This window comes from Streptomyces sp. NPDC008092 (assembly GCF_042957285.1).
GTDB lineage: Bacteria > Actinomycetota > Actinomycetes > Streptomycetales > Streptomycetaceae > Streptomyces.
The window spans coordinates 617041-640392 of record NZ_JBIBHY010000004.1; the positions used below are offsets into that span (position 1 = coordinate 617041).

20 protein-coding genes and 1 pseudogene are annotated in these 23352 nt (G+C 69.5%); 12 read left to right on the forward strand and 9 right to left on the reverse strand.

Annotation, left to right across the window (positions count from 1 at the left end; translation table 11 throughout):
• Window positions 1-766 precede the first annotated feature (766 nt).
• The 6 genes from ACFZB3_RS15715 to ACFZB3_RS15740 all read right to left on the reverse strand — a co-directional run bounded on the left by ACFZB3_RS15715 (window position 767) and on the right by ACFZB3_RS15740 (window position 5617).
• Window positions 767-916 (reverse strand): hypothetical protein, encoded by a 150-nt coding sequence (locus tag ACFZB3_RS15715; RefSeq protein WP_391375394.1) that lies wholly within the window; start codon window positions 914-916, stop codon window positions 767-769.
• 184 nt (window positions 917-1100) lie between these two features.
• Window positions 1101-1823 (reverse strand): response regulator, encoded by a 723-nt coding sequence (locus tag ACFZB3_RS15720; RefSeq protein ID WP_391375396.1) that lies wholly within the window; start codon window positions 1821-1823, stop codon window positions 1101-1103.
• Window positions 1820-2923: a histidine kinase gene (locus tag ACFZB3_RS15725; RefSeq protein ID WP_391375398.1), complete on the reverse strand. Its 1104-nt coding sequence runs from the start codon at window positions 2921-2923 to the stop codon at window positions 1820-1822. Before ACFZB3_RS15725 ends, ACFZB3_RS15720 begins: the two co-directional genes overlap by 4 nt.
• Before the next feature lie 237 nt (window positions 2924-3160).
• Entirely contained in the window at window positions 3161-3676 is a 516-nt protein-coding gene (locus ACFZB3_RS15730; protein WP_391375401.1) for a hypothetical protein, read from the reverse strand.
• Window positions 3677-4107: 431 nt separating this feature from the next.
• Window positions 4108-4989, reverse strand: coding sequence for a transposase (locus ACFZB3_RS15735; RefSeq protein ID WP_391375404.1), 882 nt, complete (start codon window positions 4987-4989; stop codon window positions 4108-4110).
• The gene (locus tag ACFZB3_RS15740; RefSeq protein ID WP_391375407.1) at window positions 4952-5617 is read right to left on the reverse strand and encodes a transposase; all 666 of its coding nucleotides are present in this window, start codon (window positions 5615-5617) and stop codon (window positions 4952-4954) included. Before ACFZB3_RS15740 ends, ACFZB3_RS15735 begins: the two co-directional genes overlap by 38 nt.
• A gap of 548 nt (window positions 5618-6165) precedes the next feature.
• On the opposite strand from ACFZB3_RS15740, the gene ACFZB3_RS15745 reads away from it, so the two are divergent.
• Entirely contained in the window at window positions 6166-6723 is a 558-nt protein-coding gene (locus tag ACFZB3_RS15745; protein WP_391375410.1) for a hypothetical protein, read from the forward strand.
• A gap of 72 nt (window positions 6724-6795) precedes the next feature.
• Here ACFZB3_RS15745 and ACFZB3_RS15750 read toward each other — a convergent pair whose 3' ends face one another.
• Window positions 6796-7359 (reverse strand): hypothetical protein, encoded by a 564-nt coding sequence (locus ACFZB3_RS15750; protein WP_391375412.1) that lies wholly within the window; start codon window positions 7357-7359, stop codon window positions 6796-6798.
• A gap of 89 nt (window positions 7360-7448) precedes the next feature.
• Between ACFZB3_RS15750 and ACFZB3_RS15755 the strand changes: the two genes are divergently transcribed.
• From ACFZB3_RS15755 to ACFZB3_RS15780, 6 genes and pseudogenes are all read left to right on the forward strand, one after another.
• Window positions 7449-10154 (forward strand): DNRLRE domain-containing protein, encoded by a 2706-nt coding sequence (locus ACFZB3_RS15755; protein ID WP_391375415.1) that lies wholly within the window; start codon window positions 7449-7451, stop codon window positions 10152-10154.
• Window positions 10155-10804: 650 nt separating this feature from the next.
• On the forward strand, window positions 10805-11638 hold the full coding sequence (locus ACFZB3_RS15760; RefSeq protein ID WP_391375417.1) for an alpha/beta fold hydrolase: 834 nt from the start codon (window positions 10805-10807) through the stop codon (window positions 11636-11638).
• A 166-nt stretch (window positions 11639-11804) separates the two neighbouring features.
• Complete coding sequence (locus ACFZB3_RS15765) at window positions 11805-12380, forward strand: TetR family transcriptional regulator (protein WP_391375420.1); 576 nt, start codon at window positions 11805-11807, stop codon at window positions 12378-12380.
• Between the two features lie 83 nt (window positions 12381-12463).
• On the forward strand, window positions 12464-13258 hold the full coding sequence (locus ACFZB3_RS15770; protein WP_391375423.1) for an oxidoreductase: 795 nt from the start codon (window positions 12464-12466) through the stop codon (window positions 13256-13258).
• 131 nt (window positions 13259-13389) lie between these two features.
• Window positions 13390-13551 (forward strand): annotated as a pseudogene (locus ACFZB3_RS15775) (methyltransferase dimerization domain-containing protein); the annotation flags it as partial.
• Between the two features lie 269 nt (window positions 13552-13820).
• Window positions 13821-14354 (forward strand): methyltransferase, encoded by a 534-nt coding sequence (locus tag ACFZB3_RS15780; protein WP_391375821.1) that lies wholly within the window; start codon window positions 13821-13823, stop codon window positions 14352-14354.
• A gap of 219 nt (window positions 14355-14573) precedes the next feature.
• Here ACFZB3_RS15780 and ACFZB3_RS15785 read toward each other — a convergent pair whose 3' ends face one another.
• Complete coding sequence (locus tag ACFZB3_RS15785) at window positions 14574-15629, reverse strand: substrate-binding domain-containing protein (protein ID WP_391375426.1); 1056 nt, start codon at window positions 15627-15629, stop codon at window positions 14574-14576.
• A gap of 360 nt (window positions 15630-15989) precedes the next feature.
• On the opposite strand from ACFZB3_RS15785, the gene ACFZB3_RS15790 reads away from it, so the two are divergent.
• The 5 genes from ACFZB3_RS15790 (at window position 15990) to ACFZB3_RS15810 (ending at window position 21712) form a co-directional block, all read left to right on the forward strand.
• On the forward strand, window positions 15990-17315 hold the full coding sequence (locus tag ACFZB3_RS15790; RefSeq protein WP_391375429.1) for an extracellular solute-binding protein: 1326 nt from the start codon (window positions 15990-15992) through the stop codon (window positions 17313-17315).
• Between the two features lie 5 nt (window positions 17316-17320).
• The gene (locus ACFZB3_RS15795) at window positions 17321-18331 is read left to right on the forward strand and encodes an ABC transporter permease subunit (protein ID WP_391375824.1); all 1011 of its coding nucleotides are present in this window, start codon (window positions 17321-17323) and stop codon (window positions 18329-18331) included.
• Between the two features lie 10 nt (window positions 18332-18341).
• Window positions 18342-19241 (forward strand): ABC transporter permease subunit, encoded by a 900-nt coding sequence (locus ACFZB3_RS15800; RefSeq protein ID WP_391375432.1) that lies wholly within the window; start codon window positions 18342-18344, stop codon window positions 19239-19241.
• 139 nt (window positions 19242-19380) lie between these two features.
• The gene (locus tag ACFZB3_RS15805; RefSeq protein ID WP_391375827.1) at window positions 19381-20799 is read left to right on the forward strand and encodes a GH1 family beta-glucosidase; all 1419 of its coding nucleotides are present in this window, start codon (window positions 19381-19383) and stop codon (window positions 20797-20799) included.
• 238 nt (window positions 20800-21037) lie between these two features.
• Window positions 21038-21712, forward strand: a complete 675-nt coding sequence (locus ACFZB3_RS15810; protein ID WP_391375435.1) for a hypothetical protein — start codon at window positions 21038-21040, stop codon at window positions 21710-21712.
• A 27-nt stretch (window positions 21713-21739) separates the two neighbouring features.
• Here the strand turns inward: ACFZB3_RS15810 and ACFZB3_RS15815 are convergent, their stop codons facing one another.
• Window positions 21740-23230 (reverse strand): cellulose binding domain-containing protein, encoded by a 1491-nt coding sequence (locus tag ACFZB3_RS15815; RefSeq protein WP_391375438.1) that lies wholly within the window; start codon window positions 23228-23230, stop codon window positions 21740-21742.
• Between the last annotated feature and the right edge of the window lie 122 nt (window positions 23231-23352).

Sequence of the window (23352 nt, forward strand, 5' to 3'; positions counted from 1 at the left end):
GTGGTAACGGGGGTGTTTGGCCATGGCCGAACCGGATGCCGCACAGCGTCATCCAGCGGCATCACCCGTCACCTGTATGCCCTGATTTACCTACCTGCCCAGTAAAGCCGCAGGTCACGATAGCGATAGGAGACAGGTTCGAGTCCCGTCACTCACCCTTGCATGACAGGCCCCTGCCCTGCGGAAACGCAGATCAGGGGCCTGTTTGTCGTTTGGTCACGGCCGAACTGCGGCGCATACACCCGGAATTCGAGTCGCCCAGGAAGGGGCGACAGCCGTAAGCCCGTATAGAATCTCACTCAACGCATGCATCCAGTCACAGACTGTGCGGCTTCTGTGCATCGATCCGCCGGTGAGTGACGGGATCCTGAGAGGAGGGCAGTCGTGCTGCGGATGCGGAGTAAACCGTCGCGGCACTGACGCCGAAGCCAGCCTGCAGCTGTTCCCGCGTCTGCGCCCGTCCGTGCATGGTTAAGAAGTGCGCCGTTTTGTCGGGGGCTGGCAGCCAAGCCACCAAAGCTGCGGTCGACAGCAATGTCGGTGGCCCGCGCTGACCGAGGCGCTCGGAGGCCCGTCGGCTCGTTGCAGGCCGTTTGCCGCAACGGCTGAATTTGGGTTCTGGCTCACTTTTGGCGCTGGAGTGACGGAGGGTCACGTTGGTGTCGGCGGCGGTCCGAGGTCACGCGGCAGCCCAGCCGTCACCGCCACCTGATCACCAACAACCCCATTCACGAACGAAAGCAGTTCAGGCAGGCCCTCGGCCTGGTCAGATGTGGGTGGTGGCTCGTTGCCCCGTGGCGGCGGAGCGCTGAATCGCGTCCAGGAGCCGGTGGCGCCTGACGGCGTGGGCGAAGTCCGGAGCCAGGGCCGTGCCGTGGATGAGGTCGTGGCGGATGGCGGCGTAGGCGCGTCTCACTCGACTTTGCATCTCCGCAGGTCAGTCCGTCACCTGACGGCAAGATCGAATGAAACGCGACACCGGCTGCTCCGTGCGCCTGCTCTCCCTGACCGAGCGTCCCTTTGACGACGAAGAGCCCTTGCCACTTCGCCGAACTGGGACGGCGGCGGGCCATTGCCGGCCGCCGTCCGTCGTGGCGTCTTTAGTCCCAGGGCTCGACCAAGTTGTTCCGATAGGCGTAGCCGACGGCCTGGGCACGGTCGGCTGCGCCGATCTTGGTGAAGATGCGGTTGATGTGTGTCTTCACCGTGGCCGGGCTGACGACGAGCCGGGCACAGATCTCCGCGTTGGACAGGCCCCGGGCGATGAGGGTGAGTACCTGGGTCTCGCGCGGGGTCAGAACGTGCGAACGTTCGGGAGTTTGCGGCGTGTGGGCCTGTTTTCGCTGCGCGGCGGGCGGTGCGACCTCGCTGGTCTGCACGGCCGCGACCAGGCGGGCCTGTACCTCAGGATCGAGCCAGATACGGCCATCGTGGACGCTGCGGATGGCGTCCTCGATCGCGTCGTCGTCGGCGTCCTTGGTGAGATAGCCCCGCGCTCCCGCCTGCAGTGCCGGGAAGACGGAGTCGTCGTCGGCGTAGGTGGTCAGCACGAGTACCTTGCAGCCGGGCACCTGCTCACGCAGTGTCGCAGTGGCCGCGACACCGTTGAGGATCGGCATGTTCAGGTCCATCAGTACTACGTCCGGGGCCAGTTGTCCGGCGAGCAGCACCGCTTCCGCACCGTCACGGGCTGCGCCGACCACCTCGATGCCGTCCAGCATGTCGATCAGCAGGACCAGGCCCTTGCGTACGATCTGCTGATCGTCCGCGACCAGTACTCTGATCTTCTCGCCGTCAGGTGCCGTCTCGCCGGGCTCCGTCACGCGGGTATCTCCATCCGTACTTCCCACCCATGCGCTGTCGGCCCCGCGTGCAGGGTGCCGCCGACCCCGGTCACGCGTTCGCGCATGCCGGTCAGCCCCAGGCCGGAGCCTTCGGCCAGTGCCGCCCGGACCGGTCCCGGCCCGGTGCGGCGGTCTTCGACGGTCAGGACTGTGGCCCTGGGCTCATGGACGAGCGTCACCGTGGCCTGCGCATCGCGTGCGTAACGGACCGTATTGGTCAACGCCTCCTGCACACCGCGGTACAGGGCTTCACCAACGTCGGGCTGCAGCTCCCGGTGCGGCCCGATCACGGACAGCGTCACGTCGAGCTCCAGGTCCACCCGATAGCGTTCGACCAGTTCGGGCAGCCGCTCGAGAGAGGGCACGCGCTCGCCGCGCAACGCCCGCACAGCCCGGCGCGCATCGGCCACACCCTCCTTGACCAGCTCACCGGCCCGGTCCAGCAGCCCCCGCAGATCCCCGCTCGCCTCGTCGCGCCGGGCCATCCGCCGGGCGGCCTGTATCTGCACGGCCAGTCCGGACAGAGTATGGGCGAGCACGTCGTGCAGATCCTGGGCGATACGGGTGCGTTCGGCCAGCGCCGCCGCCTCGGTCTCCGCCTCCCTGGCGTCCTCGAGCTGGGCCAGCAGCACGGTGACGGCCACCTCGTTGATGATCGACTGCCGCACCACGATGCCCACGACGGCCAGGAGGACGCCGAACAGGACCTGATGCAGGAAGTTGTCGGTACCGCCGTCCAACCCGGCGGCCGCCGCGCCGGTCAGACAGCCCATGACGACGACCGCGAGCACGGTGGCCGTCCGCCGCTCCAGGATGAGGAAGGCCGTCAGGACCACGACGGACGGTGGCAGGGTGGACATCGAGCCGGGCTGCAGGATGCCCAGAGCAAACCCGAAGCCGCCCACCAGCACGCAGAACACCAGGCAGCGGGCAGGACGACCGGTGAGGGGCCACAGGTTCGACGCGACCGTGGCCATGGGCAGCAGACAGCCGACGAGCACCAGGGTGACTGCCAGGTGCCTGCCTCTGACGCCGGGGGCGGGGGAAGCGTGCAGGGACTGGACGGCGATGGCGGCCATGACTCCCCACAACACGGGCTGCATACGCCGGCCCCTGCCTTCGCGTCGCTCCCGGGCGCTGGCGAGAGCCACGGCCAGCCGTGGACTGACCGGGCCCGTCGGCTGAAGTATGTCCGTCACTTCTGAAGAATAGATGCACGCTGCGCCGCTGATCGCAAAGCCCGGCCCGGGCCAGCGAACGCGGAACCGGACCGGGGCGGAGTGTGTTGCGAGCGGCGGTCCGCCGGGTGCCACGCTTCAGGCCACGGCGGGGGTGACAAGGGGGGAGGTGAGCCGGTGGGCCCGGACGCGCACCACCACCAGGCGGCACACCACCTGAGTGACGGCCATCAGCAGCAGCGCGGCGGTCCAGGCGGCGGTGCCGGTGATCAGGTTGTCGCGGCTGAACTGCGCAATGGTGTGAGCGCCGCTGTGCTCGGCCCAGTACACGAAGGCCGAGCGCGCGCCCATGCCCAGCACCCACAGAAGGGCGGCCAGCCACCCGGCTTTGGAGTACGCGGCGCCGTCCTCGGTCAGGCTGACGCGGGTGGCCAGTCCACTGGCCAGTCCGAGCACTATGCCCAGCGTGACGCCGAAGAGGTCCAGCTGGACGTCGTGGCCCTCGGTCGGGAAGGAATGAAGGTAGTGCGCGGCCGCGGCGCTGACGGACACCAGCGGCAGCAGGAGCGTGCGGGGCGTCAGACGGCCGCCGCGCATCTGCGGAATCACCAGAAGGATCAGGGCGGCGGAGATGAGGTAGTCGGTCGTCGTCATGGGGAAGAGATTGCCGCCCGCGGCGCCGCACGGCCTCGGCCCGTGGGTTGACTCCTGGTTTGATACCTGGCGTCAACCCACGGGTTGACGCACGAGACCGCCCGGGTCACGTCGGCCCGTGGCCGAGCGGGTAGGGCTCGCGGGCCGGGTCGTCCGCCCGTGGCACCGGCACCGGCACCGGGAACCGTCCCCGCGGCCGTACCGTCCCGCGATCACCCGTGCGGAGTCGCGCAGTTCGGCCTCTGGACCATGAATGAGTGACTCTGTCGGGAATCTTGAGGACGGGCGTCACTTCCCTTGGCGCCACCACAGCGGCCGGGGTAAGTCGCGTGCGTCGAGGTACTGCTGGAATGCTGTGGGAGGGCGGGGCCGGTACAAGCCGTCGGCGGGTTCTTGAAGGCTCAGCCGCTCGACGTCGATCGCGAGTGCGGTCAGGACGTGCTGGACGTGCGTCTTGGCCAGGCCTCGGTAGCGGCACCGGCGTCCGCGGTGGCCGTCCGCGAACTCCTCGATGGTGCCTCGGCCCCCGAGCGTCGCCCGTGGAGTCTCCGCCAGTCCGCATCCTTCTGGTCGGCGCGGTTCTTGGTTTGGAGTTCGTGCAGGCGGCGGGTCGGAAAGTACAGGCTGCGAAACGGACCTGGAGTGCACTTGGCCCGCTCGGGGCAGCGGCCGCACTGGCGGGCGTCGAACCGGACCGTGACCTTGGTCGGCTCGGCCACCGGCAGGTCCTGCCAGTTGCCGCTGACCTGCCCGTTGGGGCGGGTTACCTCGCGCTGGTCGAAGTCGATGATGAAGTTCTCCCGGCCGAATCCGTCGTTGGCCCGGTGCTGCGGGGTGGTGCTGGGCGGAAGCGGCCCGATCACAGTGACGCGGCGCAGGCGGGCGGCTTCGTCCATGCCGGCCACGGAGGTGTAACCGCCGTCGACCAGGTGCTGACTGGGCAGCAGGCGCAGCCGCCTGAGGCGGGCGTGGATGCCGGGCAGTGCCTGGCTGTCCGCGCTGGAGACGGCGGTGGCCACGTCGGTGATGACGTTGATCCGCTTGTCGTCGCAGGTCTCGGTCACGTGCACGAGGTAGCCGGTCCAGCGGGTGTCGCCGCGCCGCATCCAGCGCGCCTCGGTGTCATACGGCGACTCGGTCTGAATCCGGGAGGGCGGCCGGCCGTCGCGCTTCGTACGCGGCCTGAACCGCCCCTTGGCATCCACCAGGAAGTGCTGCACCAGGATCGTCCGGAGCACCTTCGCCTGTGCCGGAGCGCCGCCGGGGAACCGGCCGTCACGATGTTGCAGCAGTTCGCGAGTGTCGTTGCCCACCTGCTCCAGGCGGGCGACGGGGTGGCTGGGCTGGGAGCACAGGCGAACCGGCCGGGCCGTAGCGTTGGGCCCATTCGGCGGTGACCAGCTCATCCAGCACCTCTGGCGCGTCGCGGGCCACCTCTTCCAGCACGGCGCGGACCGCCTCGGTCACCAGCTCCAGGCTGGTCAGCTCCCGTGCGGCGGACAGGACGTGAGTGGATTCGGTGCGCTGCGTGACGCGCCCCTTGAGCAGGCCGGCCCGTCGGATCCGGGTGAGTGCGAGGCACAGTAGCCGGTCGGCGTGGTCGCCTTCGGCGAGCCGGTCGCGGAAGTCGGACAGGACGCTGTGCTGGAAGCCGGGATCGTCCAGGTCCAGTCCTAGGGCGTACTTGAAGTCGATTCGGCAGCGCACCGCCTCGGCGGCCTGGCGGTCGGAGAGGTTCATCGCGTACTGCAGCAGGCAGACGGTGGCGAGCTGGGCAGGTGAACCGTCACGCGGGTACCAGGCGGTGAAGTCCACGTCACTCCAGAGGCCATCGAGGCGGTCGCGGATCCACATCGCGGTGGTGCCCTTGGGGTTGGCCGCGCGGGCAACCCGGGCGGTCAGCGGCGGGATCTCGGCTCCGGAGCGAGGCTGGAGGGACACATCGGGCTCCTGGGGAACGAGGGCAGGACGTTCCAACAAGCCTGACGCAACGTCACGATCGTCAACTGCCGTCCTCAAGATTCCCGACAGAGTCCCGAACTGATCCGGCAGGCTTGGGACCGATGCCCGGTCGACGAACGCTACGTACTCGGCCTGGCCTTCGTCCGGGAGCCCGAACCGGACGACGAGGAAACTGTGCTTGACGCATGCGGAGACAGAGCCAACGGTCAGGGTTCCGGTGCCCGCTGTCACTGCCCGAGTTGAGGGGCCAGCAACACCGTCGCCACCGGGGAGCGGACCGCATACGGTGCTCATGCGCTCCCGTCTTGTCAGATGACGATCGTGACCAGAGAGAGTCTTCAGCGAATTCCGCTGAGGCCACGCCGCTGAAGTGGCGCCTCGACCGCTCACCGGCAGTCGTGCTGGGCAGCGCCCGCCCGCCGCCAGGAAAGCAGGACCGCCCTGTCCGGGCCACCATCAGTACGGTGCGCAGCCGGTGCTTGCGGCGGCCCGTCAGGCGAAGAAGTATCGGTGGCAGGATGGCCGCCATGTCCAACTCATATGCGCAGCCCATCCTTAGAACCCCTGATCTCTCAGAAGGATTGCGAATTGTCGACCGGCTGCTCGGGATCGCCGATCTCCGGGATCTCGAAGTCGATTTCGAGGTGCTGATCTCCTCGGCGCACATCCTGTCAGCACTGCTGGAGTTGTTGCCGAACGCGGAATGGTGGTCCGAACGCGACGGGGGTGGCTCGTCAGCAAAGGGCGACAACCCGTCGGCACACCTCCCCGTCCGATTGAAGAGCTGGGCCATGCCGACGGGAACGGTGGACGCATTCCTCGACGCACTGGGCGGCAGTCCGGCCACGGTGCGGTGGGACTTCGCCGGCTGGCCCGCGGCTCCTGAGGTGGGCTTGGGCGTCGGGGGGGCCAGGGGCGCATTCGTGACGCTGTGCGTGCACGCCCGCGATCTCGAACTGGAGGAACCCGCGGCCGACCACACGGTCTTCGTTCACGTCAAACAGGTCGAGGCCGAACGCGCGCCGTGGCTGGCCGCGCAAGTCGGGCTGTCGGTGATCGGCGACTTGGTGATGGCTACGTACTGAGCACCCGTCGTGCACGAAGGTGTGCCCCACCGGAACTCTCCGGCAGGGCACACCGATCGGATCGGGGCGCGCTCAGGCGCAGTTCCTCGGATCGCAGGCGCCGTTGTACGTGGATGTCTCCACGGCCTCATGGAATCCGAACGGGTCGAAGAAGTCCTTGCCCATCTCCCAGAGGCCACCCCAGACACCGAAACTCCGCACATAGCTGTTGCTCTGGGCGAACGGCATCAGCGATCCGGCGACGCCCAGCACACCGCCACGAATCCTCGGGCTGACCCGGGCGGCGTTCGGCTTTCCGGTCGCTCCGTTGAAGACCCTGCCCGTGTCGAATCCTGAGTCGGGGTGCAGCACACGGACCCGAGAGTCGCCGGCATAGCTGTTGGCAACATCATTGGCTTGGTTGGCACTTTGGGCGATGTACATCACGTTGTTCGCCTGCCCCTTGCCGTTGGGATTCATCTTCCCGTTGATGTCACCCTGGATGTAATGGAGCGCCTTTCCGTCCTTGGAACTCGTCGCATCGAAGTCGATCACGTCGACTATCTTTCCGTCCTGGTAGGTGACCTCGATGAAGTCGGACGTGGTTCCGTTGAGCCGGACCTTTCCGTCCTTGTCCGTGAACGAGCCCTTGCCCACAAGCGGGTTGGCGTCATCCTGCGGCCCAGCAGCTGTCGTACGGCCTCAGCTCCGCCGATCTGACCTTCCGGCTCGACCCGGTCACCGGTGTGCTGGGCGCTGAGAACGCCTACGGGAACGAGGTCGCGGTCTCACCGACCCCGCTGATGTGGGACAGCACCGGCTCACCGGCGGTCACCGACGGCGGCGTCGGCGCCACCGCGCAGCCGACCGCCGAGGAGAACCCGCAGCCCAGCACCTCGGCCTCCGACGAGCCGAGCGGCAGCACGAGCCCGGCCGAGGAGCCGATCGAGACCGACGAGCAGGGCGACACCAACCCCGAGATCCTCCCGCCGGCCACGGACGGCCCCGCGCCCACGGTGTCGGAGTCCCCACCGCCGTCCGCCCCGGCCGAACCGACGCCTGCTCCCTCGCAGACCGGTTCCTCGGCCACGCTCAGCCTGCCAGGACTCGACGGGCCCTCGCCCGACTCGCGCGGTGAACTCGTCGAGGCCGGCTTGTCGGGCGCGAACTGGCTGCTCACCCCGGACCCGGACTTCCTCACCGACCCGGCCACCACCTACCCGGTGTTCGTCGACCCGTCGGTGAAGAAGCACACGCAGAACTGGACCACCGCGTACAGCCGCCACCCCAACGCCACGTTCTACAACGGCAAGGGCTTCAACAAGGGCGGTACCCACGAGGCCCGGGTCGGCTTCGAGTCGGACACCTGGGGCACTTCGCGCTCGTACTTCAACATCGCCTTCGACAAGGATCTCAAGGGCACGAAGATAACGAGTGCGAAGCTGCGCATGCTGGAGACATACTCCTGGTCGTGCAGCGCCCGATCGATGAGCGTCCACCTCACGGGCGCGATCGACGGTCACACCAACTGGAAGAACGCGCCCAGACTGCACGACGGCAACAAGTTCGCGTCCAAGAGCTTCGCACACGGATACAAGTCCGGATGCCGGGACGCATATGAGACCTTCGATGTGCGCAAGGCCGCACAGAAGCGAGCCGACGAGGGCAAGGACTCGATCACGTTCGGTCTGCGGGCCACGGACGAGAGTTCGCAGTACGCGTGGAAGAAGTTCCAGGCGAACGGCGACAACGCCCCGGTCCTGGAACTGGTCTACAACCGCAAGCCGACCATCGACTCCAAGTCGCTCGACCTCGGCCCGGACGCGAAGTGCACCACCACCGAGCCGTACGTCCGCATGGGCGCCGGAAACGTGACGTTCACCGCGCGCGGATCCGACAAGGACAAGAACCTCGACCATCTGGACTTCGACCTGTGGCCGCACGGCAAGTGGAACACCACCGGCGACCTGCTGGGCGCCACAGGCAAGGTCTCGGTCGGCGGCGACACGGACACCGCGCTGCGTACCACCGCAAACTTCCCGACGAGCAAGCTCACCAACGGCACCCTGTACTCCTGGCGGGTGCGGGCCGTGGACGACGCGAACACCAGCTCCGCGTACGCGCCGGCCACGACGCCCTGCCGGTTCGTCCTCGACACCACCGCGCCCAAGCCGCCGAAGGTCAGCTCCACCGACTTCCCGAACGCCGACGGCGACGAGAACGGCTTCGGCAACGACGCCGATGACGCCAACTGGTCCACGAAGAAGTTCGGAACGGCCGGTTCGTTCACCGTGCGTGCGCTCAACACGGACGTCGTCCGCTACGAGTACGGCTTCAACTCGGCGAACTACCCCTTCTCCCTGAGCCGCGTCTCCGGTACGGCCACGAGCGTCAGCGCGACCCTCGCGAACGCGAAGCCGCCGACAGCCGGACCCCATGTGCTGTACGTGCGGGCGGTCGACAGCGCGGGCAATCCCTCTCAGCCGACGAAGTACTTCTTCTACGTCACCCCTCGCGACCAGGCCGACTCCCCCGGCGACTTCACGGGCGACAAACTGCCCGACCTGATGGTCGTCACCGACGCCGGCAATCTCGCCATGTACCCGTCCCAGGCCACCGACAACGACCTGACCAAGGGCACCGGCGACCTGGACTACTCGATGTCGGGTGCCTACCGGAGCAACCCTGACAAGGACCCGAACGGCGACGACCTGCCCCCCTTCGTCGCCGCGCCCACCGGACACTTCAAGGGAGCGTTGATCACCCACAACGGCGACGTATACGGCGGTGACGGCCTCCAGGACCTGGTCGTCCGGCTCGGCGACAAGCTGTGGGTGTATCCCGGTGACGGCTACGGCGCGTTCAACATCGACCGGCGGGTGGAGATCCTCCTCCCGGCGAACGCGCCCAGCCCCGCGACTCTCACCCAGATCGTCTCGGCGGGCGACGCCACCGGAGACGGCCGCACGGACTTCTTCGCCACCATGGGCGACGAGCTGTGGGCCTTCACGGGATACCACGGCGCCACCATCGACCAGGCGATCCGATTGTCCGGCGCCGCCTGGACCGAGCGGGACATCGTCACCGTGGCGGACATCAGCGGCGACGGCGTGACGGACATGGTGTACCGCACCGACATCTCCAGCCGTCTCCTCTTCCGCAAGGGCATCAAGGCGAGCAGCGGTGGCACGGACCTGAACTCCCTGGCTGCCGCCGCCAACTCCGCCGACGGCGCGGACGGCGTCCACGGCACCTCGGGCTGGGGCAGCGACAACATCTACCTGCTCATCGGCACGCCGGACGCCGACGGCGACTCCATCCCCGACATCTGGACCGTCCACACCAACGGCACCGTGCGCTTCTACTCCGGCAGCCGCGCGGCCCTCTCGGGCTCGGGCACGGAGGTCATCGGCACCGCGAGCTACTGGAAGAACCGGATCGCCATCGGCTGAGGCTGTTCAGGGAAAGCCGATCAAGAGGGGCGGGTTACGCCCGCCCCTCTTCTCGCACTGCAGCTCGTACCAACAGAACCGTTCCACCGCTGCCGCTCGGCGTCGGTGACCGTCCGCCAGTCGTGCGCGCTGGACCACTTCGGCACCGAAGGCTTCTTACACAAGGGGGCTGTTCTGGGCAGCGGCTCCAACGGGAGCGTTTGGCCATGGCCAAACCGGAGGCCGCACAGCGTCATCCAGCGCCTTCACCCGTCACCCGTATGCCCGGATTCACCCACCTGCACAGCAGAGCCGCAGGTCACGCTATGGATACGAAACAGGTTCGAGTCCCGTCACTCACCCTTGCAGGAAAAGGTCCCCGTCCGGTCGAGCGGTGGTGCCCGGTGCCGCGTGGGACGGAGCGGTCGTCTCAATTTCCGCCCGCACCCTTCGGGTTGCGGGCTCCTCCGGTGGGTGCGGCCCGCTGGGGTCGGGCCCCGGTGCGAACGCCGCTCCCGGAGTGCTGTCCTGACGTGGCCCGTACGCCGCCCCGGGTACGGACGCCACCCGGCGCCCGGCCCGCGCCGCCTCCTGACCCGACGTCAGCCGCGCCGGGCGTGGTCCCGGCCGGGCAGCGCCCCTGGTCCACCCGACCCACGAAGGGAAACGACATGCCGTACATCACCGTCGGCCAGGAGAACTCCGCCGACATCGAGCTGTACTACGAGGACCACGGGAGCGGGCAGCCCGTCGTGCTGATCCACGGCTACCCGCTGGACGGCCACTCGTGGGAGAAGCAGCTGCCGGCCCTGCTCGACGCGGGCCACCGGGTCATCACCTACGACCGGCGCGGTTTCGGCCGGTCGTCACAGCCGACCACGGGCTACGACTACGACAGTTTCGCCGCCGATCTCGACGCGGTGCTGACCGAGCTGGACCTCACCGACGCGGTACTCGTCGGGTTCTCCATGGGCACCGGGGAAGTCGGCCGCTACCTGGGGACGTACGGCTCGCAGCGCGTCGCCAAGGCCGCCTTCCTGGCCTCCCTCGAACCCTTCCTGGTCAAGACCGACGACAACCCGGGCGGCGTCGACCAGTCGGTCTTCGACGGCATCCTGGCGGCGGTCACGAAGGACCGGTACGCCTATTTCACCGGCTTCTACGAGGCGTTCTACAACCTCGACGAGACGCTCGGCAGCCGGATCAGCGAGGAGGCCGTGCGGGCCTCCTGGAACGTGGCGGCGGGCGCGTCGGCGTACGCCTCGGTGGCCTGCGTGCCCACCTGGATCACCGACTTCCGCGCCGACGTCGCCAAGATCGACGTACCGGCCCTGATTCTGCACGGGACGGCCGACCGGATCCTGCCGATCGACGCCACCGGGCGGCCCTTCCACGCGCTGCTGCCCTCGGCGGAGTACGTCGAGATCGAGGGCGCCCCGCACGGTTTGCTGTGGACGCACGCCGAGGAGGTCAACGCCGCGCTGCTGGCGTTCCTGGCCAAGTAGTCGCGCGGCCGGGCCGTCGCCGGGGACCCGGACCGTGCTGCGGCGCGGTCCCGGTCCCCGGCGGCAGGCTCCGGGCACACACACCCTCACCTGCACGGACACCGCCCGGCGCAGCGAGCCCCTCATTGTGGATTGACTATTCCAGAAAGCGCGCTACGCTGTCCCCATGGCACGCATCAGGGAATTCGACATCGACCGGGCGGTGGACCGCGCCATGGACCTCTTCTGGCGCCAGGGCTATGCCGAGACCTCCCTGCAGGACCTGCTGAAGGAACTGTCGATAGGCAGCGGCAGCTTCTACGCGGCCTTCGGCTCGAAGGAGCAGCTCTACATCCACTCCCTCGACCGCTACCTCTCGCTCCAGGGCCGCGACCTGGAGACGACCCTGGACGAGACGCCCGGGATCCGGCCCGCGATCCGCCGGGTGCTCACCGCCCTGATCGAGGCGGACCTGGCCGACCCCACGCGCGGCTGCCTCGTGGTCAGCACCGCCACGCAGTGTGCCGACCAGCCCCTGGCGGCGGACCGCGTCAACACCGCGATCCGGCAGGTCGAGTCCGCCCTCACCGGCGCCCTGGAGCGGGCGCAGGCCCGAGGGGAGATACCTCCCGAGAAGAGCCCGAGAGAACTGGCCAGGTTCCTGACCACGTTCATCCAGGGGATCCGCGTGGTCGGCGGAGCGCGCATGGGGAGGGAGTTCATGGAGGACGCCCTGTCCACGGCGATGCACGCGCTGGACTGAGAGACCCCGGAAAAACCGCGGCGCCCACGTCCGTGGTTCGCCGCACCCAAATTGTGTATTGATCAATCCAGAAAGGATCCGTCATGGAACTGCACCTCAAGGACAAGGTCGCCGTCGTCACCGGAGCCAGCAAGGGCATCGGCCTGGCCGTGGTCGGGAAGCTGGCCCGCGAGGGCGTCAAGGTCGTGGCCGGCAGCCGCTCCTCCACTCCCGAGCTGGACGCCCTGGCGGCCGAGCACGACGTCACGATCGTGCCGGTCGACCTGGCCACCAGGGAGGGGGCGGAGACCCTGGTCCAGCAGGCCCTGGAGCACCACGGGCGCCTGGACATCCTGGTCAACAACGTCGGCGCCGCCGAACCCCGCGAGTCGTTCCTCAAGGTCGACGACGCCGACTGGCAGCGGATCTTCGACCTGACCTTCTTCAGCGCCGTCCGCGTCAGCCGCGCCGCCCTCCCCCACCTGATCGCGGCCGGGGACGCGGCCATCGTGAACATCAGCTCGATCAACGCCCGGCTGCCGTTCCCCATGGTGGTCGACTACTCGGCGGCCAAGGCCGCACTGACCAACCTCAACAAGTCCCTGTCCGAGGAGTTCGCGCCGCAGGGCGTGCGGGTCAACGCCATCGCCCCGGGCCCGGTCCGCACACCGTTCTGGACCGCGCCGGGCGGCTTCGCCGACGCCACCGCCGCGGCCGCCGGGACCACCGCGCAGGAAGCGCTGGACGTCGTCGTACCGCAGAGCATGGGCATCACGTCCGGACGGATCAGCGAGGCGCACGAGATCGCCGACCTCACCCTGTTCCTCGCCTCCCCCCTCGCCGCGAACATCACCGGCACGGAGACCGTCGTCGACGGCGGCCAGATCAAGACGCTCTGAGTCCCGGACGGCCGCGGGCGACCGCTGGCCAAAAACCGTTCACAAATCAACCTCTGATCCGAGTGGAGAGAGAAATGTCGGTCACCGACCCGATCACCCCTGAGCCGCTGCTGCAGCTTGGCCTGGGCTTCATGGCTTCCAGGACGCTGCTCAGCGCAGTGGAGCTGGGAGTCTTCACCACGCTGGCGGACGGCGGCCGCGACCGTGCGTCGATCGCCGCCGAGACCGGCCTGCACCCCAGGTCCGCCGCGGACTTCCTGGACGCCCTGGTCTCGCTCGGCGTGCTGACCCGCGACGAGGACGGCACCTACCGCAACACCCCCGCCGCGGACGCGTTCCTGGACCGGGCCAAACCGTCGTACGTGGGCGGGATCCTCGAAATGGCCGGCGCGCGTCTCTTCGGCTTCTGGAACAACCTCTCCGACGCGCTGCGGACCGGTACCCCGCAGAACGAGGTCGCGCAGAGCGGTGCCCCGTTCTTCGCGACGCTCAGCCAGGACCCGGCCGCCTGGCGGAACTTCCTCAACGGCATGAACGGCGTCAGCACCCCCTCGCCGCCGCGCTGGCCGCCGACTTCGACTGGACCGGCCGCCGGCACGTCGTCGACCTCGGCGGAGCCCTCGGCGCCGTGCCCGCCGCCGTCCTGCGCTCCCACCCCGACCTCACCGGAGCCGTCTTCGAGCTTCCCCCCGTCGGCCCGGTGTTCGAGGAGTTCGTCGCCACCCACGGCCTGACCGGCCGCCTCACCTTCCACGGCGGGGACTTCTTCTCCGACCCGCTGCCCGAGGCCGACGTCTACGTCATGGGACAGATCCTCCACGACTGGAACCTGGAGCAGCGCCGGTTCCTGCTCCGGAAGGCCTACGACGCCCTGCCCGAGGGCGGCACCCTCATCGTCTACGACGCCATGATCGACGACGACCGCCGCCACAACACCTACGGCCTGATGCTGTCGCTCAACATGCTCATCGACACCGAGGGCGGGTCGGAGTACACGGTCGCGGACGCCACCGGGTGGCTCCGGGACGCCGGCTTCGCCAAGGTGGAGGCCCGTCACCTCGTCGGTGGGTACACCGCCGTGTACGCCACCAAGTGAGCGCCGGTCACACCGCGGCGCGTCGACGCGCGGTCGGCGAACGGCCCGTACCGGGGCCGCCGCCGGACGCGCCGCGGCGCAGACCGCCCCGGGCACGGGCGGCCGCCGCCACGCCCACCACGGCAGCTCACGCCCGGTCCGGGAGATGCGGTTGCGCGCCCGCGTCCCCGCCGCCGACAGGGCCGTGACGGCCCCCCTGCGACGGAGCCGTGCGGGCCCCTAGGAAGACGCCCGGACCACCAGCTCCGCCGGCAGTACCGCGTGCCGCCGCTCCAGCTCCCGGGAGGCGGCCGGGCGGCGGTCGGCGATCTCCGCGAGGAGGAGGTCGATCATCGCGCGGCCCATCTCGACGATCGGCTGGCGGACACTGGTGAGCGGCGGGTCCATGTGGCGGGCGATGGCCGAGTCGTCGTACCCGACCAGCGCCACGTCGTCGGGGATCCGGCGGCCCGTCTCGCGCAGCACCTGGCGGGCGCCCGCCGCCATCACGTCCGAGCCGGCGAAGACGGCGTCGAGGCCGGGGTGCCGCTCCAGCAGCACGGACATCGCGCGCCGGCCGCCCTCCTCGGTGAAGTCGCCCGGCGCGATGAGGAGTTCGTCGACCTCGTGGCCGGCGTCGCGCAGGGCGTCGCGGTAGCCGTCGACGCGGCGCTGGGCGCCGTAGACGTCCAGGCGGCCGGTGATGTGGGCGATGGTGCGGCGGCCGGAGCCGAGCAGGTGCTCGACGGCCGAGCGGCCGCCGCCGTAGTTGTCGGAGTCGACGGAGGTCAGCGTCTCGGCGGCGGAGCGCGGGCCGCTGATCACGGCCGGGATCTCCAGCTGGGCGAGGAGGTCGGGCAGCGGGTCGTCGGCGTGCACGGAGACCAGCAGGACACCGTCGACGCGGTGCGCGGCCAGGTACTGGGCGAGCCGCTGCCGCTCCCGGTCGCTGCCCGCGAAGATCAGCAGCAACTGCATCTCGGTGTCGGAGAGTTCGGCACCGACACCGCGGAGCATGTCGGAGAAGTACGGCTCCGCGAAGAACCGGGTCTCCGGCTCGGGGACGACCAGGGCGATGGCGTCGGTGCGGTTGGCGGCGAGGGCGCGGGCGGCGGTGTTCGGCACGTAACCGAGCTCCGCGACGGCGGCCTCGACGGCGGCCCGGGTGGCATCGCTGACCCGCGGCGACCCGTTGATCACCCGGGACACGGTGCCGCGCCCCACCCCGGCACGCGCGGCCACCTCTTCGAGGGTGGGCCGACCCCCACTACGCCCCCGCGCTCCGTGGCTTGCCATGGGCTCCGCCCTCCTCACCGACGTACAACTCGCTGGCCTGGAATCTATCGCTGGCCTGGAATCTAACAGTGCCGTCCACCGGCCCAGCGGCGGCCGATTTGTCATGACATGTACCGCCGGATGCGTCACGCCCCGGAGTTAGTTAACAGGCAGATAACTGAACGCGGTTCGCCGTGCTCGCTCCCTTGACACCCCGCTCCGAACCGACGACTCTTCAACACATCACCGGTGGGAGCGCTCCCACAGTACCTGACACATACACATCCCGCACGTTCCCCGCCCGAGCCGCAGCGTGAAACAGACGGGCCCAACAGAGCAGTTGGCCGGGGGGTCGGCACGTCAGGGCAACAGGAGGACGTAATGCGCGCACGTACCCGAACCGCCTCGCACAGGGCGGTGGTCCTGGCGGCCGTCTTGGCACTGGGAGGAGCGCTGCTGGCCGGCTGTGCCGACGACAGCGGCGGCAGCAGCGACGGCACCAGCGGCGGCGGCAAGGGCAAGACGACGATCACGCTCGGCCTGTTCGGCACGTTCGGCTTCAAGGAGGCCGGGCTCTACAAGGAGTACGAGAAGCTCCACCCGAACATCACCATCAAGGACACCTCGGTCGAGCAGAACGCGAACTACTACCCGGCGCTGGTCAACCACCTGACCACCAACAGCGGCCTGATGGATGTCCAGGCCGTCGAGGTCAGCAACATCGCCGAGGTCACCAGCACGTTCGCGGACAAGCTGGAGGACCTGTCCAAGGTCTCCGGGGTGAAGGAGAGCAACTGGCTGGACTGGAAGTGGAAGCAGGCCACCACCAGCGGCGGCCAGACCATCGGGCTCGGCACCGACGTCGGTCCGCTCGCCATCTGCTACCGCACGGACCTCTTCAAGGCGGCCGGCCTGCCCACCGACCGCGACGCGGTGAGCAAGCTGTGGGCGGGCAGCTGGGACAAGTTCATCAGCGTCGGCGAGCAGTACAAGAAGAAGGCGCCCTCCGGCACCACCTTCATGGACTCCCCCGGTGGTCTGCTGAACGCGATCCTGTCCAGTGAGAGCACCAAGTTCTACGACTCCTCCGGCAAGATCATCTACAAGACGAACCCGGCCGTGAAGACCGCGTTCGACCAGACCGCGAAGGCCGCGCAGGAGGGCCTGGTCCAGGCGCAGACCCAGTTCCAGCCGTCCTGGAACAGCACGATCGCCAACAACAAGTTCGCGGTGATGTCCTGCCCGCCGTGGATGCTCGGCTACATCAAGGGCCAGTCGAAGGCGGACGCGGCCGGCAAGTGGGACGTCGCCCAGGCGCCGCAGGCCGGCAACTGGGGCGGGTCCTTCCTGACCGTGCCCAAGAGCGGCAAGAACGTCGCGGAGGCCGAGAAGCTGGTCGCCTGGCTGACCGCACCCGAGCAGCAGGCCAAGCTCTTCAGCGTGCAGGGCTCCTTCCCGAGCGCGCCGTCGACGTACACCTCGGCGGCGGTGACCGGCGCCAAGAACGACATGACCGGTGACGCCCCGATCGGCACGATCTTCGCCGAGGCCGCCAAGAACAGCCCGGTGCAGGTCATCGGCCCGAAGGACCAGATCATCCAGGACGGTCTGGCCAACAACGGCGTCGTCCTCGTCACCAAGGGCAAGACGGCCGCGGAGGCCTGGGCGAACGCCACCAAGACCATCGACAACAGCCTGGACAAGTGACCGATATGGCCACCCGGCACGACACCGCCGCGCCCCCCGCGAAGGAGGGGGGCGCGGCCCCGGCCCGCCCGCCCGCCGCCCCCACGGAGGCGGAGCGGCGGCGCCGCGCCCGTCTCTCGCGCCGCTGGCAGCGGGACATCAAGTGGAGCCCGTACGGGTTCATCTCGCCGTTCTTCGTGCTCTTCCTCGCCTTCGGGCTCTTCCCGCTGGTCTACACGGGCTGGGCCTCGCTGCACACGGTGGAGCTGACCGCCCCCACCGACATGCAGTGGGCGGGACTGCACAACTACACCCGGATCTTCGACGACGACTTCTTCTGGAACGCGGCGAAGAACACCCTGACCATCGGGATCATCTCGACGGTCCCGCAGCTGCTGATGGCGATGGGGCTCGCCCACATCCTCAACTACAAGCTGCGCGCCTCGACCTTCTACCGGGTCATCATGCTGGCGCCCTACGCCACCTCGATCGCCGCCGCCTCGCTCGTCTTCGTGCTGCTCTTCGGCCGCGACTACGGGATGATCAACTGGGCGCTGCACTTCTTCGGCGTCGGCAAGATCGACTGGCAGAACGACAAGTGGCCGTCCCAGATAGCCGTGTCGTCGATCGTGATCTGGCGGTGGACCGGCTACAACGCGCTGATCTACCTGGCGGCGATGCAGGCCATCCCGACGGACCTGTACGAGTCGGCGGCCCTGGACGGCGCCTCGCGCTGGCAGCAGTTCTTCCACGTCACGCTGCCGCAGCTGCGCCCGACGATCCTGTTCACCTGTGTCGTCTCGACGATCGGCGCGAGCCAGCTGTTCGGCGAGCCGCTGATCTTCGACGCGAACAAGGGCGCGTCGGGCGGCGCGGAGCACCAGTTCCAGACGCTCGGCCTGTACCTGTACGAGCAGGGCTGGGTGAACCAGCACCTGGGCCGGGCCTCCGCCATCGCCTGGACGATGTTCCTGATCCTCATCGTGATCGGGATCGTCAACTACGTCATCTCGCGCCGGCTGCGCGCCAGTAGTTAGGAGACCGGCCGTGACGACGACCCTGACCAAACCCTCCCCGTCGGTCGAGCCCAAGCGGGTCCGGCGCCCGAAGTCGGCGCGTGCCGGCGGCACCATGCACGCGGGCCCGATCGCGTACACGATCCTCGTCCTGTTCTCCATCGGCTCGCTGTTCCCGCTGGTGTGGACGGCGATCGCCGCGTCCCGGAACAACAACCGGCTGGCCGAGACCCCGCCGCCGTTCTGGTTCGGCGGGAACCTCTTCCACAACCTGGACGTGGCGTGGAACGAGGCCAACCTCGGGCAGGCCTTCCTCAACACCACGATCGTGGCGGGCATCTCGGCGATCACCATCGTCGTACTGTCGACGATCGCCGGGTTCGCCTTCGCCAAGCTGCGCTTCCGGGGCCGCAACATCCTGATGCTGACGGTGATCGGCACGATGATGGTGCCGCCGCAGCTGAGCATCATCCCGCTGTACATGATGGTCGCCAAGCTGAACTGGGCGGACCAGCTGCAGGCGGTCATCTTCCCGTCCCTGGTGAGCGCGTTCGGCGTGTTCTTCATGCGGCAGTACCTGATCCAGGCGCTGCCGGACGAGCTGATCGAGGCGGCCAGAGTGGACGGCGCGAGCAGCTGGCGGGTGGTGTGGCACATCGTGTTCCCCGCGGCGCGCCCGGCGATGGCGGTGCTCGGCATGCTGATGTTCGTGCAGGCCTGGAACGACTTCCTGTGGCCGTTCCTGGTCCTCACCCAGACCGGCAACCCGACCGTGCAGGTCGCCCTGGCGGGCCTGGGCCGCGGCTACACCCCGGACCAGTCCCTGATCATGGCGGGCGCGCTGCTCGGCACGCTGCCGCTGCTGCTCGTGTTCGCGATCTTCGGCAAGCAGATCGTGGGCGGCATCATGCAGGGCGCCGTGAAGGGCTGACCGCCTCCCTTCCGCGCGCCGCCGCCCGTGCGACGGGGGGCCGGGTCACCGCCGTCCCGGCCCCCTCTCCTCCCCCTCCCCACCCACTCACCCGTCGGTCTCCACGACCTCTTATGGGAGCGCTTCCATGCCTGAACCCATGACCTCCGTGACCTTTCCTCCCGCCTTCCTCTGGGGCGCCGCGACCTCCGCGTACCAGATCGAGGGGGCGGTGCGGGAGGACGGCCGCACCCCCTCGATCTGGGACACCTTCAGCCATACTCCGGGCAAGACCGCGGGCGGCGAGACCGGTGACATCGCTGTCGACCACTACCACCGCTACCGCGACGACGTGGCGCTGATGGCGGACCTCGGCCTGAACGCCTACCGGTTCTCGGTCTCCTGGTCGCGCGTCCAGCCGACCGGCCGCGGCCCGGCCGTCCAGGTCGGTCTCGACTTCTACCGCCGTCTGGTGGACGAACTGCTGGCCAAGGGCATCAAGCCCGCGATCACCCTCTACCACTGGGACCTGCCGCAGGAGCTGGAGGACGCGGGCGGCTGGCCGGAGCGGGACACGGCGTACCGGTTCGCCGAGTACGCGCACATCGTCGGCGAGGCGCTCGGCGACCGCGTGGAACAGTGGATCACCCTCAACGAGCCCTGGTGCAGCGCCTTCCTGGGCTACGGCTCCGGCGTGCACGCCCCCGGCCGTACCGACCCGGCGGCCACCCTGCGCGCCGCCCACCATCTCAACCTCGCGCACGGCCTGGGCACGTCGGCGCTGCGCTCGGTGATGCCGGCCCGCAACCAGGTGGCGATCAGCCTCAACTCCTCGGTGGTACGGCCGCTGTCGCAGAGCCCGGCCGACCTGGTCGCCGCCCGCACCATCGACGACCTGGCCAACGGGGTCTTCCACGGCCCGATCCTGCACGGCACGTACCCCCGGTCGCTGTTCGCGGCGACCGCGTCGGTGACGGACTGGTCGTACGTCCTGGACGGCGACCTCGCCGCGATCCACCAGCCGCTGGACGCCCTCGGCCTGAACTACTACACGCCCACCCTGGTGTCGGCCGCGTCCGACACGGCCGCCGGTCCCCGCGCGGACGGCCACGGCGCCAGCGCCCACTCGCCCTGGCCGGGCGCCGACGGCGTCGCCTTCCACCAGACGCCGGGCGAGCGCACGGAGATGGGCTGGACGATCGACCCGACGGGCCTGCACGACCTGATCATGCGCTACACCGTCGAGGCCCCGGGCCTGCCCCTCTACGTCACCGAGAACGGCGCGGCCTACGACGACAAGCCCGACCCCGACGGCAGGGTCCACGACCCGGAGCGCATCGCCTACCTGCACGGCCACCTGTCGGCGGTGCGCCGGGCGATCGCCGACGGCGCGGACGTGCGCGGCTACTACCTGTGGTCCCTGATGGACAACTTCGAGTGGGCGTACGGCTACGAGAAGCGGTTCGGTGCGGTGTACGTCGACTACGCGACGCTTGCGCGGACGCCGAAGTCGAGCGCCCGGTGGTATGCGGAGGCGGCCCGTACGGGGACGTTGCCTCCGGCGGGGGCGGCGGCCTGACACGCCGTTGTTCGGCCGCGGCGCCGTCGTGGCTGGTCGCGCAGTTCCTCCCCCAGCCTTCGGCCGGGGGTGCCCCCAGCGCCCCTTTGGGGCGCTGCCGAGCGGGGCGCGGAGGGGGCCGCGCCCCGCTCACAGGGAGTGCTCAGGCGTCGATCAGCGGTCTCTCAACTCCCGGGCGTCTCATGAGTCGTACGAGGTGACCGAGCGATCCTCGTGGACGTGGACACCGGAGGGCGTCATGGGATTCATCGCGCTGGTGCTGCTGGCGCTGGTCATCGGGTCGGTGGTGGCCGCCGTCGGCCGGAACCGGCAGCGCGCCGCGGCCGGCGCCGGGCAGACGGCGCAGCAGGACCTCGCCGCCGACGCGGGGGCGGAGGCCACCCGCTGGGTGGACCGGCTCGGCGGCGGCATCGCGACGCTGGCCGCGGGCGACGACCGGGCGGCCCGGCAGGCCCTGGCGGACGCGACCGAACGCCACCGCGCGGCCCAGGCCCAGCTGGCGACGGCGTACACCCCGGCGCAGTACGCCCTGGTCACCCAGACCGCCGTCGAGGGCCTGCACTACGTGCGGGCGGCCCGCACCGCCCTCGGTCTCGACCCCGGCCCGGCCCTGCCGCCGACGGGCACCGCCGCGGCCGGCCGGCAGGTGACGGTGAACGGCCGGACGTACACGTCGTCGGACCGCCCGGGCGCGGGCACCCCTTATTACTACCCCGGCGGCCTGGTAGGCGGCCGAACCGTCCCCGGCGGCTGGTACAGCACCCCCTGGTGGAAGACGGCCCTGGTCGCGGGCGCCGCGGGCGTCGGCGGCATGCTCCTGGCGGACGCCCTCCTCGACGGCTTCCACCACCACGGCCCGCCGATGGGCGGGCCGGGCGGTTTCGGGGGGTTCGGCGGGCCCGGCGCCTTCTGAACCGGGCTCCGGAACTCCGGGGGGCCGTCAGCCGATCGCGGCGAAGGCCTTCGAGAAGGCGTACTTGTCCTGGGTGACGGAGCTGCAGGTGGCGTCGGCGGTGGACTTGGCGCCGCCGGCGCACTGCTGGTCGCGGGTGGCCGACCACATGGAGAGCCAGCCGATCCCCTTGGACTTGGCGAAGTCGACGAGCTGGGTGGCGTCGTCCACCTTGAAGACCTCGGAGGAGACGTCGTTGACGCCGATCATCGGGGTGACGGCGACGGCCTTCCAGGCGGCGGCGTCGGAGAGGCCGAGGACGCTCTTGATCTGGGCCTGGGTGGCGGTGGCGGCCTGGGTGGCGTAGGTGCCCATGTCGCCGTTGTACGAGGCGCCGTAGTCCATCGCCATGATGTTGACGGCGCTGATCTTCACGCCGTTGGCCTTGGCGTTGGAGAGCAGGTTCACGCCGTCCTGGGTGAGGCCCTCGGGCATCACCGGGAGGGTGAAGGAGACGTCCAGGTTCGGGTGGGCGGCCTGGAGCTTGGCGATGGCCTTCGCGCGGTTGGTGTTCGCCGTGGTGTTGGGCAGCGCGCCGCCCTCCACGTCGAAGTCGACCTTGGTCAGGCTGTACGCGTCGACGACCTTGCCGTACGCCGCCGCCAGCGCGTCCGCCGAGGAGCAGGTGGTGGCGAGCTCGGAGCCGGAGGCGCCGCCGAAGGAGACCCGGACGTCACCGCCCTTCGCGCGCAGGGCGCCGATCTGGGACGCCACACCGTCGCTCGCCAGGTCCGTCACCCCGCCCCACTTGGGCGTGCAGCCGCCGCCGTCGGTGACGAAGGCGAGGTTGTAGTTCTTCACGCCGGTGGCGTTCGCGGCCGCGAGCAGGTCGAACGCCGGGTAGAGGGAGGTGTCGACGTAGGGGGCGAAGCCGGCGGAGGTGGTGGTGCCGCCTCCGGTGCCGGTGCTCTGGGTCGGGGAGGCGGTGGGGGTGGCCGTCGCGGTGGGGGTGGCGGTGGCCGTGGGCTTGGGGGTCGCCGTGGCCGTCGGGGTCGCGGTCGCGGTCGGGGTGGCCGACTGCGTCGGGCGGCCGCTCGGCTCCGGGGTCGCCGTACCGTCCGCCGAACAGCTCGCGTTGTCGATACGGCAGCCGGTCGGGTCCCCGCTGCCGTTGACCACGAAGCCCACGGTGTCCGACTCGCCGGCCGCGAGGCCGTCCGTGTCCCACTTCGGCGGCTTCACGGTGACGTGCTGGCCGCTGACGCTGTACTCGGCGTTCCACAGCGAGCTGAGCTTCGCACCCGCCGGCAGGTCGAACTCCAGCGTCCAGCTCTGCTCCCTGGCTCCGGTGTTGTTCGTGACGACGTACTGCGCGGTGTACCCGGTCGACCAGTCGCTGGTCTTCGTGTACGCGGCGCCGACCCCGGCCGCCTGCGCGATCCCGGTGAACAGGATCGCCCCGCCACCGACCACGGCCGCGGCGACCAGACCGCCTATCACCTTGTTCCTGCTGCTGATTCTGCGCCGGTGCGTGCTCATGCCGTGCCTGCCTTCGCCTGCCAAAGGGGGTGGGGTGCGGCAGCACGCTAGCGGCCGTGAACCGGACAAACGGCCTGATAGGGACGGCTGTTGAGGATCTTAGGGTGCGCTTAAGGAAGGCA